The sequence below is a fragment of the Asticcacaulis sp. genome (genome assembly GCA_024707255.1).
GTDB lineage: Bacteria > Pseudomonadota > Alphaproteobacteria > Caulobacterales > Caulobacteraceae > Asticcacaulis.
This window is the reverse complement of sequence record JANQAC010000002.1, coordinates 359,763-379,483: the sequence shown is the minus strand read 5'-3', so window position 1 is coordinate 379,483 and position 19,721 is coordinate 359,763. Positions and strand designations below refer to the sequence as shown.

27 protein-coding genes and 1 pseudogene are annotated in these 19,721 nt (G+C 60.0%); 2 read left to right on the top strand and 26 right to left on the bottom strand.

All coding sequences use genetic code 11. The features are described 5' to 3' along the window. Position 1 precedes the first annotated feature (1 nt). The 26 genes and pseudogenes from rplR to NVV72_12930 all read right to left on the bottom strand — a co-directional run bounded on the left by rplR (position 2) and on the right by NVV72_12930 (position 17,707). Positions 2 to 355 carry a 50S ribosomal protein L18 gene (gene rplR / locus NVV72_13055; protein ID MCR6660214.1) on the bottom strand — a complete coding sequence of 118 codons (354 nt, stop codon included), beginning with the start codon at positions 353 to 355 and terminating at the stop codon, positions 2 to 4. A 3-nt stretch (positions 356 to 358) separates the two neighbouring features. Then, positions 359 to 892, bottom strand: a complete 534-nt coding sequence (gene rplF, locus NVV72_13050) for a 50S ribosomal protein L6 (GenBank protein MCR6660213.1) — start codon at positions 890 to 892, stop codon at positions 359 to 361. A gap of 44 nt (positions 893 to 936) precedes the next feature. Further along, a complete protein-coding gene (rpsH, locus tag NVV72_13045) occupies positions 937 to 1,335 on the bottom strand; it encodes a 30S ribosomal protein S8 (protein MCR6660212.1) in 399 nt (132 codons plus the stop codon). A gap of 15 nt (positions 1,336 to 1,350) precedes the next feature. Further along, positions 1,351 to 1,656 carry a 30S ribosomal protein S14 gene (gene rpsN / locus NVV72_13040; GenBank protein MCR6660211.1) on the bottom strand — a complete coding sequence of 102 codons (306 nt, stop codon included), beginning with the start codon at positions 1,654 to 1,656 and terminating at the stop codon, positions 1,351 to 1,353. An 18-nt stretch (positions 1,657 to 1,674) separates the two neighbouring features. Beyond that, entirely contained in the window at positions 1,675 to 2,235 is a 561-nt protein-coding gene (gene rplE / locus NVV72_13035; protein ID MCR6660210.1) for a 50S ribosomal protein L5, read from the bottom strand. Beyond that, positions 2,228 to 2,551, bottom strand: coding sequence for a 50S ribosomal protein L24 (rplX, locus tag NVV72_13030; protein ID MCR6660209.1), 324 nt, complete (start codon positions 2,549 to 2,551; stop codon positions 2,228 to 2,230). The genes rplE and rplX overlap by 8 nt, the downstream gene beginning before the upstream one ends. 2 nt (positions 2,552 to 2,553) lie before the next feature. Further along, entirely contained in the window at positions 2,554 to 2,922 is a 369-nt protein-coding gene (gene rplN / locus NVV72_13025) for a 50S ribosomal protein L14 (GenBank protein MCR6660208.1), read from the bottom strand. A 17-nt stretch (positions 2,923 to 2,939) separates the two neighbouring features. Next, positions 2,940 to 3,179 carry a 30S ribosomal protein S17 gene (gene rpsQ, locus NVV72_13020; GenBank protein MCR6660207.1) on the bottom strand — a complete coding sequence of 80 codons (240 nt, stop codon included), beginning with the start codon at positions 3,177 to 3,179 and terminating at the stop codon, positions 2,940 to 2,942. Positions 3,180 to 3,192: 13 nt separating this feature from the next. Then, the gene (gene rpmC, locus NVV72_13015; GenBank protein MCR6660206.1) at positions 3,193 to 3,399 is read right to left on the bottom strand and encodes a 50S ribosomal protein L29; all 207 of its coding nucleotides are present in this window, start codon (positions 3,397 to 3,399) and stop codon (positions 3,193 to 3,195) included. Positions 3,400 to 3,404: 5 nt separating this feature from the next. Further along, positions 3,405 to 3,839, bottom strand: coding sequence for a 50S ribosomal protein L16 (rplP, locus tag NVV72_13010; protein ID MCR6660205.1), 435 nt, complete (start codon positions 3,837 to 3,839; stop codon positions 3,405 to 3,407). Between the two features lie 5 nt (positions 3,840 to 3,844). Further along, positions 3,845 to 4,600, bottom strand: a complete 756-nt coding sequence (rpsC, locus tag NVV72_13005) for a 30S ribosomal protein S3 (protein ID MCR6660204.1) — start codon at positions 4,598 to 4,600, stop codon at positions 3,845 to 3,847. After that, the gene (gene rplV / locus NVV72_13000) at positions 4,600 to 4,992 is read right to left on the bottom strand and encodes a 50S ribosomal protein L22 (GenBank protein MCR6660203.1); all 393 of its coding nucleotides are present in this window, start codon (positions 4,990 to 4,992) and stop codon (positions 4,600 to 4,602) included. The genes rpsC and rplV overlap by 1 nt, the downstream gene beginning before the upstream one ends. Positions 4,993 to 4,995: 3 nt before the next feature. Beyond that, positions 4,996 to 5,274 (bottom strand): 30S ribosomal protein S19, encoded by a 279-nt coding sequence (gene rpsS, locus NVV72_12995; protein ID MCR6660202.1) that lies wholly within the window; start codon positions 5,272 to 5,274, stop codon positions 4,996 to 4,998. 2 nt (positions 5,275 to 5,276) lie between these two features. After that, positions 5,277 to 6,114 (bottom strand): annotated as a pseudogene (gene rplB / locus NVV72_12990) (50S ribosomal protein L2). Positions 6,115 to 6,130: 16 nt separating this feature from the next. Next, positions 6,131 to 6,427 (bottom strand): 50S ribosomal protein L23, encoded by a 297-nt coding sequence (locus NVV72_12985; protein ID MCR6660201.1) that lies wholly within the window; start codon positions 6,425 to 6,427, stop codon positions 6,131 to 6,133. Positions 6,428 to 6,432: 5 nt separating this feature from the next. After that, positions 6,433 to 7,065, bottom strand: a complete 633-nt coding sequence (gene rplD, locus NVV72_12980; GenBank protein ID MCR6660200.1) for a 50S ribosomal protein L4 — start codon at positions 7,063 to 7,065, stop codon at positions 6,433 to 6,435. Between the two features lie 2 nt (positions 7,066 to 7,067). Beyond that, positions 7,068 to 7,802 (bottom strand): 50S ribosomal protein L3, encoded by a 735-nt coding sequence (rplC, locus tag NVV72_12975; GenBank protein ID MCR6660199.1) that lies wholly within the window; start codon positions 7,800 to 7,802, stop codon positions 7,068 to 7,070. 13 nt (positions 7,803 to 7,815) lie between these two features. Then, positions 7,816 to 8,124, bottom strand: a complete 309-nt coding sequence (gene rpsJ, locus NVV72_12970; protein MCR6660198.1) for a 30S ribosomal protein S10 — start codon at positions 8,122 to 8,124, stop codon at positions 7,816 to 7,818. Positions 8,125 to 8,463: 339 nt separating this feature from the next. Next, positions 8,464 to 10,092, bottom strand: a complete 1,629-nt coding sequence (locus NVV72_12965) for a family 43 glycosylhydrolase (protein ID MCR6660197.1) — start codon at positions 10,090 to 10,092, stop codon at positions 8,464 to 8,466. A gap of 130 nt (positions 10,093 to 10,222) precedes the next feature. Beyond that, positions 10,223 to 11,338, bottom strand: coding sequence for a GNAT family N-acetyltransferase (locus tag NVV72_12960; GenBank protein ID MCR6660196.1), 1,116 nt, complete (start codon positions 11,336 to 11,338; stop codon positions 10,223 to 10,225). Positions 11,339 to 11,420: 82 nt separating this feature from the next. Next, positions 11,421 to 12,062 (bottom strand): glutathione S-transferase family protein, encoded by a 642-nt coding sequence (locus NVV72_12955; GenBank protein ID MCR6660195.1) that lies wholly within the window; start codon positions 12,060 to 12,062, stop codon positions 11,421 to 11,423. Between the two features lie 204 nt (positions 12,063 to 12,266). Next, the gene (tuf, locus tag NVV72_12950; protein ID MCR6660194.1) at positions 12,267 to 13,457 is read right to left on the bottom strand and encodes an elongation factor Tu; all 1,191 of its coding nucleotides are present in this window, start codon (positions 13,455 to 13,457) and stop codon (positions 12,267 to 12,269) included. Between the two features lie 164 nt (positions 13,458 to 13,621). After that, positions 13,622 to 15,700 carry an elongation factor G gene (fusA, locus tag NVV72_12945; protein MCR6660193.1) on the bottom strand — a complete coding sequence of 693 codons (2,079 nt, stop codon included), beginning with the start codon at positions 15,698 to 15,700 and terminating at the stop codon, positions 13,622 to 13,624. Between the two features lie 142 nt (positions 15,701 to 15,842). Then, positions 15,843 to 16,316, bottom strand: a complete 474-nt coding sequence (gene rpsG / locus NVV72_12940) for a 30S ribosomal protein S7 (GenBank protein MCR6660192.1) — start codon at positions 16,314 to 16,316, stop codon at positions 15,843 to 15,845. A gap of 12 nt (positions 16,317 to 16,328) precedes the next feature. Beyond that, complete coding sequence (rpsL, locus tag NVV72_12935) at positions 16,329 to 16,700, bottom strand: 30S ribosomal protein S12 (GenBank protein ID MCR6660191.1); 372 nt, start codon at positions 16,698 to 16,700, stop codon at positions 16,329 to 16,331. Between the two features lie 284 nt (positions 16,701 to 16,984). After that, complete coding sequence (locus tag NVV72_12930) at positions 16,985 to 17,707, bottom strand: hemerythrin domain-containing protein (protein ID MCR6660190.1); 723 nt, start codon at positions 17,705 to 17,707, stop codon at positions 16,985 to 16,987. Positions 17,708 to 17,866: 159 nt separating this feature from the next. On the opposite strand from NVV72_12930, the gene NVV72_12925 reads away from it, so the two are divergent. Together NVV72_12925 and NVV72_12920 are read left to right on the top strand one after the other, a co-directional pair. Continuing rightward, positions 17,867 to 18,349, top strand: a complete 483-nt coding sequence (locus tag NVV72_12925) for a hypothetical protein (GenBank protein MCR6660189.1) — start codon at positions 17,867 to 17,869, stop codon at positions 18,347 to 18,349. Beyond that, positions 18,346 to 19,692: a GAF domain-containing protein gene (locus NVV72_12920; GenBank protein MCR6660188.1), complete on the top strand. Its 1,347-nt coding sequence runs from the start codon at positions 18,346 to 18,348 to the stop codon at positions 19,690 to 19,692. The genes NVV72_12925 and NVV72_12920 overlap by 4 nt, the downstream gene beginning before the upstream one ends. The last annotated feature ends 29 nt before the right edge of the window (positions 19,693 to 19,721 follow it).

Sequence of the window (19,721 nt, the reverse complement as noted above, 5' to 3'; positions counted from 1 at the left end):
CTTAGAAGTTAAGACCGGCTTCACGCGCGGCTTCCGCCAGCGCCTTCACCCGACCGTGATAGATGTAGCCACCGCGATCAAAGACGACGTCCTTGACGCCCTTTTCGATTGCGCGTTGTGCGACCAGCTTGCCGACTTCCGAAGCGGCGGCAGCATTCGAGCCCTGCTTCTTGCCGCCTTCCAGCGACGACGCAGCCACGATGGTCACGCCGCTCTGGTCATCAATGACCTGGGCGTAGATGTTCTTGTCCGAACGGAAGACCGACAGACGCGGGCGGCCGTTGGAGAGCGACTTCAGGCGCGTGCGATTACGTTGCGCGCGACGAGCCAATTGTTCACGAGGAGACAGAGCCATGACTTACTTCTTCTTGCCTTCCTTGCGGCGAACCTTTTCGCCGGCATATTTGACGCCCTTGCCCTTATAAGGCTCAGGGGGACGAATCTTGCGGATCTTGGCAGCCAGTTCACCGACCAGTTGCTTGTCGATGCCGGCGATCTTCACTTCCGTCTGCTTCGGCACCGAAAAGGTGATGCCGGCGGGCGGATCGATGACGACCGGGTGCGAGAAACCGAGCGACAGCTCCAGCTTCTGGCCTTGCATGGCAGCGCGGTAACCGACGCCGACCATTTCAAGCGTTTGCTCGAAGCCTTCGGTCACGCCCTTCACCATATTGGCGATCAGCGTGCGGGACAGGCCCCACATCGCCTTGTGACGGGCAGTTTCACCGCGCGGCGCGACGGAGAGGCTGGCGCCTTCCTGCTTGACTTCGATTTCTTCAACAACAGTCCAGTTCTGGACGCCCTTGGGGCCCTTCACCGAAATGTCTTGCCCGTTCAGCGTGATGGTCACGCCGGCCGGGACTGTGATGGCTTTTTTACCAATCCGGGACATTTTAAAACCTTCTAATGCCTTAAGTGTCCTCAGCCGCTTTTACCTTAGTAAACGCGGCAGAGAACTTCACCACCCACGTTATTTTCGCGGGCGTTGTTGTCAGACATGACGCCCTTCGGCGTCGACAGGATCGAGATACCCAGGCCGTTCTTTACCGGCTTCAGGTCCTTGATCGACGAATAGACACGACGGCCCGGCTTGGACACGCGGGAGATTTCCGCGATGACCGGCGCGCCGTCGAAATACTTCAGTTCGATTTCGAACTGCGGGAATTCACCCGGAACTTCCAGGACTTCGTAGCCGCGGATGTAGCCTTCGTCCTTCAGGACGTCGAGTACGTGGGCACGCAGCTTGGAGGCCGGGGTGAGCACCTTGGAACGCTTGCGCATGGCGGCGTTCTTGATGCGGGCGATCATATCGCTCAGAGGATCATTAACGAACATATTCTTGGTCCTCCCTTACCAGCTAGCCTTGGTCATGCCCGGAATCTGGCCTTCATTGGCCAGCTTGCGGAGCGCGATCCGGCTCATGTGGAGCTTGCGATAGTAGGCACGCGGACGGCCGGTGACTTCGCAGCGGTTGCGAATGCGGGTCGCGTTCGAGTTACGGGGCAGCTTGGCCAGGGCAAGACGCGCAGCGAAGCGCTCTTCCAGGGGCAGGCTTTCGTCATTAGCGGTCGCCTTGAGGGCTTCGCGCTTGGCGGCATATTGAGCCACCAGCTTCTTGACCATCTCGTTACGATTTACAGCGCTTTTCTTTGCCATGTTATCTCTCTACCCGCCTCAGGACGTGAACGGGAATTGGAAGTGCTTCAGAAGCGCCTTGGCTTCCTTGTCAGTCGGCGCCGTGGTGCAGACAACGATATCCATGCCCCACATCTGATCGATCTGGTCATAGTTGATCTCCGGGAACACGATGTGTTCCTTCAGGCCCATGGCGTAGTTGCCACGACCGTCGAAGCTGTTGCCGTTCAGACCACGGAAGTCCTTCACGCGCGGCAGGGCGATGGTGATCAGGCGGTCGAGGAATTCGTACATACGATCCTTGCGCAGGGTCACCTTGGCGCCGACCACCATGCCTTCACGCAGCTTGAAGCCGGCGATGGACTTGCGGGCGCGCGTTTCGGCGGCCTTCTGGCCGGTGATCGCTTCCAGATCCTTGATGGCGCTCTTCACCTTCTTGGAGTCGGCGGTCGCTTCACCGATACCCATGTTCACGACGATCTTGTCGAGCTTGGGGACCTGCATTTCGTTGGTGTAGCCGAACTCGGCCTTCAGGGCATCCCGGATGGTTTCGAGGTAGACCTTCTTGGCGCGCGGCACGTACTTTTCAGCATTAGCCATTGATGACTTCTCCCGTCGTCTTGGCAACGCGGACCTTCTTGTCGCCCTCGATCTTGAAACCGACGCGGGTCGGCTTGCCGTTCGAATCGACGTGGGACACGTTGGAAACGTGGATCGACGCTTCCTTGTTGATGATGCCGCCTTGCGGGTTGCCCTGCGACGGACGGGTGTGGCGCTGGACCATGTTCAGGCCCGAGACGACAACGCGCTCGGCCTGGCCATCCTTGGTCACGACCTTGGCGACGGTGCCCTTGCGGCCCTTGTCCTTGCCGGTCAGGACGACGACGCTGTCGCCCTTCTTGATCTTGGCAGCCATAGTTAAATAACCTCCGGAGCCAGCGAGATGATCTTCATGTGGTTCTTGGCGCGCAGTTCACGCGGCACAGGCCCGAAGATACGCGTGCCGATCGGCTCGCTCGACTTGTTGACGATGACGGCGGCGTTGGTGTCGAAACGGATCACCGAACCGTCCTTGCGCTGGATGTCCTTCGAGGTGCGAACGACGATGGCGCGCAGAACGTCGCCCTTCTTAACGCGGCCGCGAGGAATGGCTTCCTTCACCGAGACGACGATCAGGTCACCCACCGAGGCGTAGCGGCGCTTCGAGCCGCCCAGCACCTTGATGCACATGACCCGACGTGCGCCGGAATTATCGGCCACTTCCAGGTTAGTTTGCATCTGAATCATGGTTCAAACTTTCCTAGTTAGTTGGCTTCGCGCGGGAGAACTTCCCACGTTTTCAGCTTCGACTTGGGCGCACATTCGATAATACGAATCTTTTCGCCGGCCTTGAAATCATTAGCTTCGTCGTGAGCATGATAACGCTTGGACACGCGCACCGTCTTTTTCAGGACGGGGTGCAGAACCGTACGTTCCACTTTCACAACCACGGTCTTGTCGCCCTTATCGGAGACAACCAGACCTTCAAGAATGCGCTTGGGCATGGTCTTCTTTCCTTTAGGCGACTTTGCCGCCGGCCTTCTGGGCCGTCAGCAGGGTCTTGATGCGGGCGATGTCCTTGCGGATTTCGCTGACGCGGTGAGTCTTTTCGAACTGGCCCGTGGCCTTCTGGAAGCGCAGGTTGAACTGCTCTTTCTTCAGGTCCAGGAGCTGCTCCTGCAGTTGGTCGGCGGTCTTGGTCCGCAGATCGGCAATCTTGGTCATAGGTCCTACTCCGCGGCCATGGCCACGCCGGCGTCGATACGGGTAACGACGCGGGTGGATACGGGCAGCTTGGCGGCGCCGAGACGGAGCGCTTCACGCGCGATGTCGTCCGGCACGCCGTCGATTTCAAACAGGATGCGGCCAGGAGCCACGCGGGCGGCCCAATGGTCGACAGCGCCCTTGCCCTTACCCATACGGACTTCGGCAGGCTTGCCGGTGACGGGCAGGTCGGGGAAGATACGGATCCACACGCGGCCCTGACGCTTCATTTGACGCGTGATGGCCCGGCGGGCGGCTTCGATCTGGCGAGCGGTCAGACGCTCCGGTTCGACGGTCTTCAGACCATACGAACCGAAGTTCAGTGTGTAACCACCCTTGGCGTTACCGTGGATACGGCCCTTGAAGGCCTTCCGGTATTTTGTACGCTTGGGAAGCATCATTGGAGTTACGCCTCCTTATTGTTGCGATCGCGGCGCGGGCCACGGTTGTTACGGTCACCACGTTCCGGACGCTCGTTCGACGACGGGCCGGCCGCTTCGGCTGCCCAGCGCTTGTCTTGCGCCATCGGATCGTGCTCAAGCACTTCACCCTTGAAGATCCACACCTTGATACCAATGATACCGTAGGTGGTCAGAGCTTCGGCGAAACCCATGTCGATGTCGGCACGCAGGGTATGCAAAGGCACGCGGCCTTCACGATACCATTCCATACGGGCGATTTCCGCACCGCCGAGACGACCCGACAGATTCATGCGGATGCCCTTGGCGCCGAGACGCATGGCCGACTGGATCGAGCGCTTCATGGCACGGCGGAAGGCCACGCGGCGTTCGAGCTGCTGGGCGATGGATTCAGCGACCAGTTGCGCATCGACTTCCGGCTTGCGGACTTCGACCAGGTTCAGGAAGACTTCGCCTTCGGTCAGGACGGAAACGTCCTTGCGCAGCTTGTCGATATCCTGGCCCTTCTTACCGATCACGACGCCCGGACGGGCGGCATAGATGGTGATGCGGCACTTCTTGTGCGGGCGCTCGATGATGATGCGCGACACGCCGGCGGCATTCAGCTTTTCCTTGAGAACCTTACGGATCTTCAGGTCCTGATGAAGGAGCTTGGCGTATTCCTGGCGCGCGGCGAACCAGCGCGAGTCCCAGGTGCGGTTGACGCCGAGGCGCAAGCCGATCGGATTAGCTTTCTGACCCATTATGCAGCCTCTTGAGATTCGGCGCCGAGTTCACGGACCACGATGGTGAGTTCCGAGAACGGCTTCATGATGCGCGACGAGCGGCCACGGGCACGCGAAGCGAAGCGCTTCATGACAATGCCCTTGCCGACGTAGGATTCGGCAACAATCAGGTTGTCGATGTCGAGGTTGTGGTTGTTTTCCGCGTTCGAGATCGCCGAATAGAGCGCCTTACGGACGTCCTTGGCGATGCGCTTGCGCGAAAATTCCAGCTCGTTGAGCGCGCGCTGCACCTTGAGGCCGCGGATCGAGGCGGCGACCAGGTTCAGCTTTTGCGGGCTGATACGGACCGACACCAGCTTTACGCGGGCTTCATTGGCGTTGACGCGACGAGGATTCTTTGTCTGGGACATAACTTACCTCTTCTTCGCCTTCTTGTCGGCGGCGTGGCCGGGGAAGTTGCGCGTGGGCGAGAACTCGCCGAACTTCATACCGACCATGTCTTCCGACACGAGCACGGGAACGTGCTTCTGACCGTTATAAACGCCGAACGTGATACCCACGAATTGCGGCATGATGGTCGAACGACGCGACCAGGTCTTGATGACCTCTTTACGACCGCTGCTCACCGCAGCTTCCGCCTTCTTGAGAAGGTGGCCGTCGACGAAGGGGCCTTTCCATACGGAGCGTGCCATAATTAGCGAGCCTTCTTAACGTGACGCGAACGGATGATGTACTTGTCCGTCGCCTTGTTGGTACGAGTCTTGCGGCCCTTGGTGGGAACGCCCCACGGGGTCACAGGGTTACGGCCACCGGAGGTCTTGCCTTCACCACCACCGTGCGGGTGGTCGACCGGGTTCATGGCCACGCCGCGAACGTGCGGACGGAAGCCCATGTGGCGGGTGCGGCCGGCCTTGCCGAGGCTTTGGTTCATGTGGTCCTCGGTTCGACACCGCACCAACCGTGGCCATGCAACCATCGAGCACCATGCGCAGTTCGCCCGAACCCAGACGGATCTGGGCGTAGCCGGCATCACGGCCGACGAGCTGGGCATAGGCGCCGGCGGAGCGGGCCAGTTGGCCGCCCTTCAAGGGCTTCAGTTCCACGTTGTGGATGATCGTGCCGATTGGCAGCGAGCGCAGCGGGGCAGCATTGCCCGGCTTCACGTCGACCTTTTCGGACGCGATGACCGTATCACCAGCCTTCAGGCGTTGCGGGGCCAGGATATAGGCCTTTTCGCCGTCAGCATAGGTGATCAGCGCGATAAACGCGGTGCGGTTCGGATCGTATTCCAGATGATCGACCGTCGCCGGCACGTCGAACTTGCGACGCTTGAAATCGACGATGCGATAGAGGCGCTTGGCGCCGCCGCCACGGAAACGGACAGCGACGCGACCTTGCGCACCGCGGCCGCCCGACTTGGTCAGACCTTCGGTCAGAGCCTTTTGCGGCTTGCCCTTGTAGAGCTCGGACTTGTCGACCAGAACCAGGCTGCGACGGCCGGGCGAAGTTGGATTAAATTGCTTCAAAGCCATTTGCTGTGCCCTTCCCTTACAGACCGGTTGTGATGTCGATCGTCTGGCCTTCGGCCAGGGTCACGATGGCTTTTTTGATGTCGTTGCGACGGCCCTTGATGCCCTTGAAACGCTTGGTCTTGCCCTTGGTGACAATGGTGTTCACCTTGGTAACCTTGACGTTGTAGATGGCTTCAACGGCGGAAGCGACTTCGTCCTTCGAGGCGTCGAGCGCGATCTTGAAAACGACCTTGTTCTGCTCGGAAAGCAGGGTGGCCTTTTCGGTGATGTGCGGCGACAGAAGAACGTCGAAATTACGAATGGTAGCAGCCATAACTCTTAGGCCTCCACAGCGAAGCGGGCTTCGATGGCTTCAACCGCGGACTTCGTCAGGACCAGCGTATGGCGGCGCAGGATGTCGTAGACATTCAGGCCGGCCGACGGCAGCACGTCGATGTTCGGGATGTTGCGCGAAGCGAGGGCGAAGTTGGCATCGACTTCCGGACCGGTGATGAACAGGGCGTTCTTCAGGCCCAGCTTCTCGAAGGAAGCCTTGAGCGATTGCGTCTTCGGGGATTCGACCACAGCCTGATCGAGAACGATCAGCGAGCCGGACTTGATCTTGGACGACAAGGCGTGACGCAGGCCAAGGGCACGGACCTTCTTGGGCAGGTCGAACGCATGGGAGCGAACAACCGGACCGAAGGCGCGCGAACCGCCGACGAATTGCGGGGCACGGCGCGAACCGTGACGAGCGCCGCCGGAGCCCTTTTGCTTGTACATCTTCTTACCCGTGCGAGAATTCTCGTTGCGGGTCTGCACCTTGTGCGTACCGGCGCGGCGCTTGGCCAACTGCCAGTTAACGACGCGCGACAGGATGTCCGAACGGATTTCCTCGATCCCGAACACGAGATCGGAGACATCCACCGAGCCAGCCTTGGAGGCGTCAAGCTTGATAACGTCGAGTTTCATGATTATTCAGCCCCTTCTTGCGCAGGCGCTTCCTCAGCAGCGGCCGGAGCCGCGTTGGCCGTCTTAATCGCGCCGGGGAACGGCAGACCTTGCGGAGCAGCCTTCTTCACAGCGTCGCGGATCTTGACGTAGGAGCCTTCGGCGCCCGGAACGGCGCCCTTGATGAAGACCAGGCCGCGCTCGGCATCGATGCGAGCCACTTCCAGGTTCAGCGTGGTCACGGTTTCGACACCATAGTGACCGGCCATCTTCTTGCCGGGGAAGGTACGACCCGGATCCTGACGGTTACCCGTCGAACCGTGGGCACGGTGCGATACCGACACACCGTGGGTGGCGCGCATACCGCCGAAGTTCCAGCGCTTCATGGCGCCAGCAAAACCCTTACCGATGGTCGTACCCTGGATATCGACCTTCTGGCCGACAGCGAAGTGATCGGCGGTGAACTCGGCACCGACTTCGATCAGAGCATCTTCCGACACGCGGAACTCGGTCAGGATGGCCTTGGGCTCAACCTGAGCCTTGGCGAAACGAACACGCTCGGGATTGGAAACGTTCTTGGCCTTGCGCGAACCGGCGCCAAGCTGAAGGGCGACATAGCCGTCCTTGTCCTTGGTACGCTGAGCCACGACCTGGCAGCCGTCGAGCGACAGAACGGTGACCGGCACATGGACACCGGCTTCATCGAAGAAGCGGGTCATGCCGAGTTTTTTAGCGATCAAACCTGTACGGTTGGTCATCTCTGGGCGCCCCTTAGATCTTGATCTCGACGTCGACACCAGCCGACAGGTCGAGCTTCATGAGCGCGTCCACGGTTTGCGGAGTCGGATCGACGATATCAAGCACGCGCTTGTGCGTGCGGATTTCGAACTGCTCGCGCGACTTCTTGTCGACGTGCGGCGAACGGTTGACGGTGAAACGCTCGATCAGCGTGGGCAAGGGGATCGGACCCCGGACGGTAGCACCCGTGCGCTTGGCCGTATTGACGATCTCGCGTGTGGAATGATCCAGGACGCGGTGATCGAAGGCCTTCAGGCGGATGCGGATATTTTGACGATCCATATCGCTCGTATTCCCAAAAGGTTTGCGTTTAACGCGTCCAGTGAACCATTTCAAAGACCAACTCGCCCCCACAAACGTGAGCACGAACGCGATATCCGCAAAAACAAAGCCCTCGCGGTTTTACCCGCGCGGGCCGTTGATCAAACCGGTCAATTCCCTTTAGAAAGGGCCGCCGACCGGGTTGGTTTATGCTTGCAGACCGCGTTTGGCATCCTTCAGACGCCACAGCCGATCTAACAGAGTGGCGCTTATGCCGAAACGACTCGCTTTCGTCAAGCGGCAATTGGCGCAAAGCGAAGAAAAATAAGCGGCGAGGATTATTTTGCGCCGAAAGCGGATTTATCCGCCTGAATCGCCCCTGTAAGAGAAGTCGCGCAAGGTGACGCTCCCCTCGCCCACGCTGTAGATGCCGACCTTCAGGCTGATAAAGCCGCCAAAGACATTATGGTTCAGGCCCGAGATCTCCATGCGCGTGGGGTGGCGGGTCCATGTTTTTCCGGCGTCGTGTGAATAATGCCAGGTGATGACGTTCTCATCATTGGTCACCCGAATGCGCACGCTGTCGGTCGCCATGGACGTCCGCTGCCAGGTCTGCTCCTCGGCATATTGCCACGTCTTCATCATTTCCGGCGTGAAGCCGATGCCGACGAAAGCCTTGTGATTATAGAACAGCAGCAGACCGCCTTCGGTCTTGCCGTCGAGGTCCAGCGTGATCTCCGCCTCGTAGGACCGATCCCCAACCGGACAGGTCAAAGGCGCACTGTCCGCGGGCGTTATGCCGCGTGCCGTCAGGCGCAGAGCCTTATCTTCATATTGTATGCGCGACATTTCGTCAGCGGCGGGATCGTGGAAACTCCACTGCGTGCCAAAGCGATTCTGTGAAAAATCATCCGACAGCGCAAAACCCGCCGGACCCGGCTTAGTATCTTTTGGGCCGCCCCTGGGCTTGGCTATCGGTTTCGACAGATCACCCCCCAAGGCGCGGAACCAGCCGTCTTTCGTCCACTCGATCGGCTCCAGCAAGGGCTGACGCCCCAGGGTGCGAAAGCCGTTCTCGTAGCCATGATAGACCATCCACCAGTCGCCGGCGGGGCCTTCAACAATCGAGGCATGGCCGCGCGACCACCACGGTTCGGCGGTGCTCAAGGTGCGTACCAACGGATTGTGCGGGCAATCTTGCCACGGGCCATGAATTGATTTCGACCGCGCGGCGATGACCATATGGCCGGTCACTGGTCCGGCCGTGCCGCCGACGGCGGTGATCAGGTAGAACCAGCCATTATGACGCAGCTGCTTCGGCCCCTCTGGCGCGAAGTTCTCGGTGATCCAGTCATCGGGAAAATGCCGGGGACTGTAGGCCGGCTCGACCTCACCATCGGTCGCCAGACCGTCGTCGCTCAGGCGAACTTTTCGGATGCCGTTGACGAACAGGTAGCGCTTGCCATCCTCTCCGACCACATGCCCCGGATCAATGCAGCCGCTGATCTTCAGGTCGATCGGATCACTCCACGGCCCCTTGATGTCATCGGCCCAGATCACGAAGATCGACCAGCCCTTGTCGCCCGGATTGGCGGGAATATAGACATAGTAACGATCACCGTGCTTGCACAGGTCCACCGCCCAGATCGTCCCAAGCGGCTTTTGCAGGGCCGGCCCGACCGGTGCCCAGTTCACCAGGTCCGTCGAATGCCAGATGACGATGCCCGGATAGGAAAAGAACGACGAAAACGTCATGTAATAGTCCGAACCGTCCTTCAAAATGGTCGGATCGGGATGGTCGCCGGGAATGATCGGATTGAGATAAGTGCCGTTGCCGAGGTCGGCCTTGCGCTGACCTTCGATCCCCCTGCCCCATTTTGGCGCCTGTATCTCACAGGAGACCGCTGACGCCTGCGCGGCGGCTAATGGCGCCGCGGCCGCACCACCCACCAATGTCTTGAAAACACCACGCCGTGAAGTGTCCGTCATGTGCCTGATCCCTGTTCTGCTTCTCTTCGTCATAAGGCGAACAGCTCGTTGCGTAAACAGAAACCGATAGCGCTAACAGGTCAGGTCTTTGCCGGCTTCAGGCGCATGACGGCACGCTGGCCCATCGCCATCAGGGCACGGCTCCAGCCGCCGAGACTGACCTCGGTGGAGCGGATGACATTGACACGACGACGTAAGGATAAGCGCGCCTGCTCCAGCTTAGAGCGGGCCGGCAGCAGCGCCACGGCCACGTCCACCATCCGGCTGCCCAGTGCCGGCGCATATTGCAGACTGCCTTCCAGGCATTCCCCCCCGAAACCGTCATTGGTGACTTGTAGTCCTCGCCGCCCGTACCAAAATCGAAACTGGTATAGCCAAGCGGTGACAGATGCCGAATAATCGCCATGGTGAGCACGATGCCGACCGTATAGCGGTAATAGACCGGGTCATAGGCCGGGAACCACAGATGAACACTGGTGCGATCCACCAGGCTTATCTCGGCGGCTACCAGCTTGCCCTCATGACGGAAGAGACCGGCGCGCAGGCCGTAATCCTCATCCGGCAGGTTGGCGAGACTGGCCAGCAGGTCGCGCGTCCAGCCGCAATCGAAGATATCGTGCAGGCCCGTCTTTTTATATTGCTCGCGCTTGAGGCTGATGATCCAGTCCATCACCTCCGGCGTCACGCGTTCCCAGGTGAAATCAAAACCGCCGAAGTCCTTGGCGATATTGCGCTCACAGCGGCCGACATTCTTGAAGAACTTGTGATGCTCATGGTCCTGCTGTTCATACCAGGCATCGAAGCCTTCCGGCGTCAGGGCCGCGCGGCGGTTCAGCACGGCTGTATGGGCGGCCGGCTCCATCGGCCCTACCCAACCCTGGAAATCAAGACGCTTCGCGCCGGTGGCTTTGAGCAACAGGTTAAGGTCCGGTGTGAAACCGGGCGCGGCAATCAAGGTGTGATAGTCGCTGAGCGGTGCACCGAGCGGCTGCAAAACGCCGGCACGAACCTGGTAAGCGAAATAGCCGCCGATCCGCCCCTCGGTATAGAGTCTGGCCACCCGCGCCCCCGGCACGACGGCACCGATCGCCTGGACATAACGGACATCAAAATAGGGCCCGACCAGCTCCGGGCGCAGATCGCGCCAGGCCGTCCACTGGCTGACATCGCGTTCTGTCAGATCCCTGACATGAATGATCTCGATCCGGTTCAGGGAACTGACTTGGGTCGGATGTTTCAGGGACATGAGGGCTCGCAGACATGACTTTGAGCCTGAAAGCTACCACGGCAGGGTTTATACCGCCCTAAACGGCAGGGTTAGCGCAGGGTTAATCCTCTGTTTTCGGCCCGATGAAAGGCTGAGAAATATGCCTGAAGACCTCCATCCGTTCGCACTGCGCGCTATGGAATGCCAGGGCCGGCCATCGGCTGAAATCGATCGCCGGGTGCGCCTCGCGGGCATGGCGCAGGCTGCACGCCAGGGCGATATCGGCGTGCGTCATATCTCCACCCAGCAGCCACTGGCTTTTGGCACCGGCACGAATCTTTTCCAGCACATCCAGAACCGCGCTGATTTGCCTGTTGCAGCGCTCCAGCCAGACCGGCGACTTTTCTTTGTGCAGTACATGTTCATAAAACAGCGCAATCGCCTTGTCGGAAAAGCCCGTCGTTAGAGCGATATAGTAAAGTGCCTTCTGCCGTTCCGGTCCTGATGCGGCAATCAGCGGGACGATGTCGTCGGCAGCCCGCGCCTGCTCGTCCAGCCAGTCAAGCGCATAGGCGCTTTCAAGAATGATCTCTCCATTCCCGAGCACCAGGGTCGGCACGCGGCGCAACGGATTGAACGGTTCGATCTTGTCGCCATCGCCAAAGGTCGACCACGGACGATGCTCGAACGTATGGCCATAGAGCGTCAGGGCAATACCGACGCGCCGGACATAGGGGGAATCATACTGGCCAATCAGGATCATCGCGCGGCCTCCTGCGGCATATCGTTGAGACATTTGAAGGCAAAGGGCCGCAGGCCCTTTGATCCCATAACATATTCAGGGAAAGTCTGAATAATAAAAAAATCCCCCGGCCCAAAGCCGGAGGATTTTTTATTATATCAAGTCTCGCTTGCATGTATCGGGGTCAAGGGGCCAAGAAACGTAACTTGGGCCCCTCGCCTTCAACTATTCCACGATCTTGGAGACGACGCCGGCGCCGACGGTACGGCCGCCTTCACGGATAGCGAAGCGCAGCTTCTCTTCCATGGCGATCGGGGTGATCAGCTCAACGTCCAGTTCGGCGTTGTCGCCCGGCATGATCATTTCCACGCCTTCCTTCAGCTTCACGATGCCGGTCACGTCGGTCGTGCGGAAGTAGAACTGCGGACGGTAGTTGGTGAAGAACGGAGTGTGACGGCCGCCTTCTTCCTTCGTCAGGATGTAGGCTTCAGCCACGAACTTGGTGTGCGGGGTGATCGAACCCGGCTTGCAGAGAACCTGGCCGCGTTCGACGTCTTCACGCTTGGTGCCGCGCAGCAGAACGCCGACGTTGTCACCGGCCTGACCTTGGTCCAGCAGCTTGCGGAACATTTCAACGCCCGTGCAGGTCGTCTTCTGAACCGGACGGATGCCGACGATTTCGACTTCTTCACCGACCTTCACGATACCGCGCTCGACGCGGCCGGTCACAACCGTACCACGGCCCGAGATCGAGAACACGTCTTCGACCGGCATCAGGAAGGGCTGGTCGATCGGGCGTTCCGGCTGCGGGATGTACTCGTCAACCGTCTTCATCAGGGCCAGGATCGACTGCTCGCCGATTTCCGGGTTGACGCCATCGGTCGCGGCCTTGGCCGAACCCTTGGTGATGGGGATATCGTCGCCGGGGAACTGGTAGGACGACAGAAGCTCACGGACTTCCATTTCGACCAGTTCCAGCAGTTCTTCGTCGTCAACCAGGTCGACCTTGTTCATGTAGACGACCAGGGCCGGCACGCCGACCTGACGGGCCAGCAGGATGTGCTCGCGGGTCTGCGGCATCGGGCCGTCAGCGGCCGAAACGACCAGGATCGCGCCGTCCATCTGGGCGGCGCCGGTGATCATGTTCTTCACATAGTCGGCGTGGCCCGGGCAGTCGACGTGGGCGTAGTGGCGGTTCTCGGTTTCGTATTCGACGTGCGCCGTGTTGATCGTGATGCCGCGCGCCTTTTCTTCCGGAGCGGCGTCGATGTCGGCATAGTTCTTCGCGGTCGCGCCGCCCGACTTCGCCAGAGTGATCGTGATCGCTGCCGTCAGGGTCGTCTTGCCATGGTCAACGTGACCAATGGTGCCGATATTGCAGTGAGGCTTCGAGCGGTTGAATTTTTCCTTGGCCATATTTCATCTCCGCCGTAGCGGACCTTCATTCGTCAGGGGTTGTTAATGTTGGAGCGGCCCGTAGCACACAAAATGCCACGGGCCAATAGGCATTTGTCAGACGCGCATTTAATCCGAAAAGTGCACAACAGCATTGCAGGACACTTTTCGGAATGCGCTCTGGTTTAGGCGTACTTCTTGATCACTTCGTCGGCGACGTGCTGCGGCACGGGCTCGTAGTGATCGTAAACCATCGAGAACTGGGCGCGGCCCTGCGACATACCGCGGAGGGTATTCACGTAGCCGAACATGTTGGCCAGCGGCACGAAGGCGTCGACAACGATGGCGTTGCCACGCATGTCCTGCCCCTGGATCATGCCGCGACGGCCGTTAAGGTCGCCGATGACCGAACCGAGGTATTCTTCCGGCGTGACCACTTCGACCTTCATGATCGGTTCGAGCAGCTTGGGGCCGCCCTTTTCACGCAGTTCCTTGAAGGCAGCGCGCGAAGCGATTTCGAAGGCGAGGACCGAGGAGTCGACGTCGTGGAACTTGCCGTCCGTAAGCGTCGCCTTGAAGTCGATCAGCGGGAAGCCGGCCAGCAGACCGTTTTCCTTGGCCGATTCCAGGCCCTTTTCGACACCGGGGATGTATTCCTTCGGCACCGCACCACCAACGATGGCAGATTCAAACACGAAGCCCGAACCCGGCTCGCCCGGTTCGAAGGTCAGCATGACGCGGGCGAACTGGCCCGTACCACCGGTCTGCTTCTTGTGGGTGTAGTCGATCTCGGCCTTGCGGGTGATGGACTCGCGGTAAGCGACCTGCGGCGCGCCGATATTGGCTTCCACCTTGTAGGTGCGCTTTAGGATGTCGATCTTGATGTCGAGGTGCAGTTCGCCCATGCCCTTCAGGATCGTCTGGCCCGACTCGAAGTCGGTCGAAACGGTGAAGGACGGATCTTCGGCGGCCAGCTTGGCCAGGGCGACGCCCAGCTTTTCCTGGTCGGCCTTCGACTTGGGTTCAACAGCGATTTCGATAACCGGGGCCGGGAATTCCATACGCTCCAGGATGACCGGGGACTTCAGCGGATCACAGAGGGTGTCACCCGTGCGGGTGTCCTTCAGGCCAGCCAGGGCGACGATGTCGCCGGCATAGGCTTCCTTGATGTCTTCACGGTTGTTGGAGTGCATGAGCAGCATACGGCCGACGCGCTCGCGCTTGTCGCGGGTCGAGTTCAGCAAGCCCTGGCCGGTTTCCATCTTGCCCGAATACAGGCGGCAGAAGGTCAGCGAACCCACGAACGGGTCATCCATGATCTTGAACGCCAGAACCGACAGGGGCTCTTCGTCCGAAGCCTTGCGAGTGACGGGCTCTTCGGTCTTGTAGTCGATGCCTTGCGTGGCCGGGATATCGACCGGCGACGGCAGATAATCGACGACGGCGTCGAGCAGGGTCTGAACGCCCTTGTTCTTGAAGGCCGAGCCGCAGAGGATCGGATAGAAGGCGCCGGTGAGGACGGCCTTGCGGATGCACTTCTTGATGACGTCGATCGAAGGCTCATTGCCTTCCAGGTACGCTTCCATGGCTTCGTCGTCGAGTTCGACGGCGTTGTCGATCAGGTACTGACGGGCTTCATTGGCCTTTTCGACCAGGTCAGCCGGGATCGGCTCGTCACGATAGGTCGCGCCCGGGCCGTCATTGTCCCAGACAACTGCGGTCATGCGGACGATATCGACGAGGCCCTTCAGGTTCGTTTCCGAGCCGATCGGGAACTGGATCGGCACCGCCTTGGCGCCAAGGCGGTCGCGGATCGACTGGACCGACTTGTCGAAATCGGCGCCGATCTTGTCCATCTTGTTGACGAACACGATGCGTGGCACCTTGTACTTGTCGGCCTGGCGCCAGACGGTTTCGGTCTGCGGCTCAACGCCGGCGTTACCGTCAAGCACCGTGACAGCGCCATCGAGGACGCGGAGCGAACGCTCGACTTCGATGGTGAAGTCAACGTGTCCCGGCGTGTCGATGATGTTCAGACGCTTGCCCTCCCAGAACGCGGTGGTCGCGGCGGAGGTGATGGTGATGCCACGCTCCTGCTCCTGCTCCATCCAGTCCATGGTGGCAGCGCCATCGTGAACTTCGCCGATCTTGTGGCTCTTGCCGGTGTAATACAGAATGCGCTCTGTGGTCGTCGTCTTGCCGGCATCGATGTGGGCCATGATGCCGAAGTTACGATAGTCTTCAATCTTATGACTGCGGGGCATTGGGGAGCCTCAAAACTTTCGGGTCGGATTCAAAAAATTCGGATAATTGCAAACAGCGCGGGCGGTTTAAACCAAACCGCCCGCGCCGAAAAGCAATATTTTTGCGACAGCGAGGGCGCAAACCCTCACTGTCAAATCGCTCTTACCAACGGTAGTGCGAGAAGGCGCGGTTAGCTTCGGCCATCTTATGCGTATCTTCACGCTTCTTGACAGCGGTGCCGCGGTTGTTGGCGGCGTCGAGCAGTTCGGCAGCCAGCTTTTCCGTCATGGTGTTTTCGCCACGCTTGCGGGCGGCGTTCACCAGCCAGCGGATGGCCAGGGCGCGGCGGCGGTCCGGACGGACTTCAACCGGAACCTGGTAGGTCGCACCCCCGACGCGGCGCGAACGCACTTCGATCGAAGGGGCAACATTATCGAGGGCCGTGTGGAAGGTCTCGACAGCAGTCGCGTCCTTCTTCTTGGCTTCCAGGATGTCGAAGGCGCCGTAGATGATGTTTTCAGCAACAGCCTTTTTGCCTTCGTACATGACGTAGTTCATGAACTTGGTGACGACCAGATCACCGAACTTGGGGTCCGGCAGGACGTCGCGCTTCTCTGCGCGGTGACGACGTGACATATATTCTGTTCCTTACTTAGGACGCTTCGCGCCGTAGTGCGAACGGCGTTGCTTACGGTTCTTGACGCCTTGTGTGTCGAGCACGCCGCGCAGGATGTGGTAACGGACGCCCGGAAGGTCCTTAACGCGGCCGCCGCGGATCAGAACAACGGAGTGTTCCTGCAGGTTGTGGCCTTCACCGGGGATGTAGCACACGGCTTCGATGCCGGAGGTCAGACGGACCTTGGCGACCTTACGCAGAGCGGAGTTCGGCTTCTTCGGGGTCGTCGTATAGACGCGAGTGCAGACGCCGCGGCGCTGCGGGCAGCCCTTCAGGGCCGGAACCTTGTTGCGAACCGGCTTGGGATGGCGCGGCTTGCGGATCAACTGGTTAATTGTGGGCATCGGATTCGATGGCTTTCTTCTTTATGACCTGTGCCGTTTGGCCGGGCGATCATAGGTTTCAGGAGCTTCCCATAAGGCAAGCGGCTTTTATTCCGGAGGCCGTAACCGAAACAAACACAAAAGCCGCAACCTGCGCTTTGGAGGTTACGGCGGGGACACAGCCCCTGCATATTTTTCGGATCAGGACGCGCTTTTAAGGGCGCACCTCAAAAATGATCCGCGGGCTATAGAGGAAGCACGCCTCGGGGTCAAGGCCCTTAACGTGCCTCCCTTAAATCCGCGCCTTAATAGACCGGCACGCACTGGGTCAGCATCAGCCGACGGCTGAGATTGCTGAAGTCCTCACGGCACAGGGTCGGACGAGCCGCGTGCTCCATCACCGCCTCGAAGACTTCCTTCGGGGCGTTTTCCTTCATCCCGGCCAGCAACCGTACCCGCTCGTCGCGGCTGATCGCCGGAATCATCAGACGCATGGCCGCCATGGCCTTCTGCGGTGGCAGGCTGCCGACAATGGCACGCTCCATGGCATGGAGTTCGCCATCATCGAACAGCTCCCACAGGCGGGCATTGTTCAGGGTTTCCTCCTCGAACATGTGCTCGAAATCGTGGGCGATAAAGGCACTGTAGGCCAGGTACAGCCGGCGTCCCAGCGCTTCGCGCTTTTCCGGCGCGCTGTCCTGCAGGACATTGATGAGTTCTTCCAGCAGGCGGGAATTGTGTCGGTGGCTGTCATGCTGGTGCTGCAGGTCGGTTGTCGCGGCCGGCGCGCGCAGTTCGATGGCCGGATGGATATGCACTTCCTCATGCGAGATATGCGAACTGCCGAAGGAAAACAGGTCGCGCAGGTCTTCCAGCAGCGGCGCCAGGTCATCATGGGCGAAATCGGCCTGCCCCAGACGGATCAGCATCTCGCACTGGGCTTTGCGCAGCGCCTTGTGAATATTGGCGTACATATCGTAGCGCCCAAGCGTATCGGGGATCGACTGGACAAAATGAGTATGGTTCATGGGGGACTTCCTGTTTGATAATTGCGTTATCCGGATTGACCGAGCCAATAACCGTCCCGTTCTTTTTGTGCTTCCTAAATCGTTCCTAGCCCGCGACGCCTATTCCTAAAATTATCCTAACCAGCTAGACTGCAACCTTTCGGGGATCCGGTCTTGGACATGTCGACACTCATCAGCAGCGAACTGGCGGACTTCATTTCCGGGCCGGTGATGATGGTTGTCTCGACGCGCGACCAGCGCTTCAGAGCCACTATAGGCCGCGGCACCGGCGCCCTTTATGATGAAGCCACCGGCCTGATCGACATATTCGTCTGTCGCGCCCAATGGCCGGATGTTGTTGAAAATGCCGTGCCCGGCGGCAAGATCGCCGCCACCTTCGTGCGTCCCACGGACTATCTGTGTTACCAGATCAAGGGCGTGATCGAGGATATCACCCCCGCCACCGAGGCTGAGGCGGCCCGCGGCCAGCTTTATGTCGAGCGGATGCTGGCCCTGATGGAGGCCCTGGAGGTGCGGCGGGCGCAATTGTCGCATTCCCTGTGCGCCGGGGATCTCATGCGCATCGGTTTCCACCCCAGCGATGTCTTCCTGCAAAGCCCCGGCCCCCATGCCGGCGAACGCCTGGCGGGCCTGACCGCATGACCCGGCCCGCTATCCGCCTCGGCGACCTGCGCAACAGTTTTGAAGGCGTGATCCCCTCGATCATCGGCACGATCGACGATGACGGGATGCCGAACATATCCTACCTGTCGCACGTCTATTATATAGACGAAACCCACGTCGCCCTGTCCAACCAGTTCTTTTCCAAGACGGCTGCCAATGTCCGGCGGCTGGGCGTGGCCACCGTGATGGTGGTCGATGCCCTGTCCGGCGCACAGCACCTGCTCGATCTCCAGTTCGAGCAGTCCTGCGACAGCGGCGAGGTGTTCGAGCGCATATCGACCCATCTCGATGTGATGAGCCACCTGCGCGGCCACGAAGGGCTGATGAAGCTGAAGAGCGCCGATATCTACCGGGTGACGCAGATCCGCGAAGTGCTGGCTGCGGCCCCGCTGACGCCAGCGCCCGAACCGCGTCCACGCTGTGACCGCATCGGCCATGCCGCGCGCATCATTTCCGCCATCAGCCATGAAGCCGACAGCGACACCATTCTGGATACCGCGCTCGATGGCCTGCGCGACGAGATGGCCTTCCGTTATCTCATGGTCCTGCTGCCGAACGAGGATGAAACAATCCTGACCATGGTGGCCAGCCGGGGCTATGACCGGTACGGCACGGGCGCCGAGGTGTCGGTAGGCACGGGCGTTATCGGCATGACCGCCGCCTCGAAGCGCCCCGTCTTGATCGCCGACCTGACACGCGCCCGCCGCTATGCCCGCGCTGTCACCGGCGACAGCGCACAAATCCCCCTGCCCGGCCTGGAGGCGCCCCAGTGCCAGATGGCCGTGCCCATGCTGGCCAAGGGACGGCTGCGCGGCGTCATCTTTGTCGAGTCGGAATTGTCCTTCGCCTTTACTCACGAGGATGAAGCCGCCCTGAGCCTGATCGCCAACCATCTGGCGTCCTGCCTCCTGCTGGCGGAGCTTCAGGCCCAGACGATCCAACCTTCGGCAAACTTAGCGTCCGCGACACATACCGACAGCCGCCGGTTCCGCTTTCGTTATTTCATGCACGATGACAGCGTATTTATCGACAACGACTATCTGATCCGCGGCGTGCCCGGCCGGCTGCTGTACTATTTCGTCAGAAAATTCAGCGAAAGCGGCCAGCGCGACTTCTCCAACCGGGAAATCCGCCGTGACACTTCGCTTCGCCTGCCCGATTTCAAGGACAATCTCGAAACCCGCCTGATCCTGCTGCGCCGCCGGCTGGATGAAAAGGCCGGCCCTTTGCGCCTCTGCCGGCCCGAACGCGGTCAGGTCCGGCTTGAATTCGACGGCCTGCCGGATATCGAGGTGGTGGGCGCCGCACCGGCCCTGTCGTAATCTCCACATTTCCTCTTTATAAAAATTTG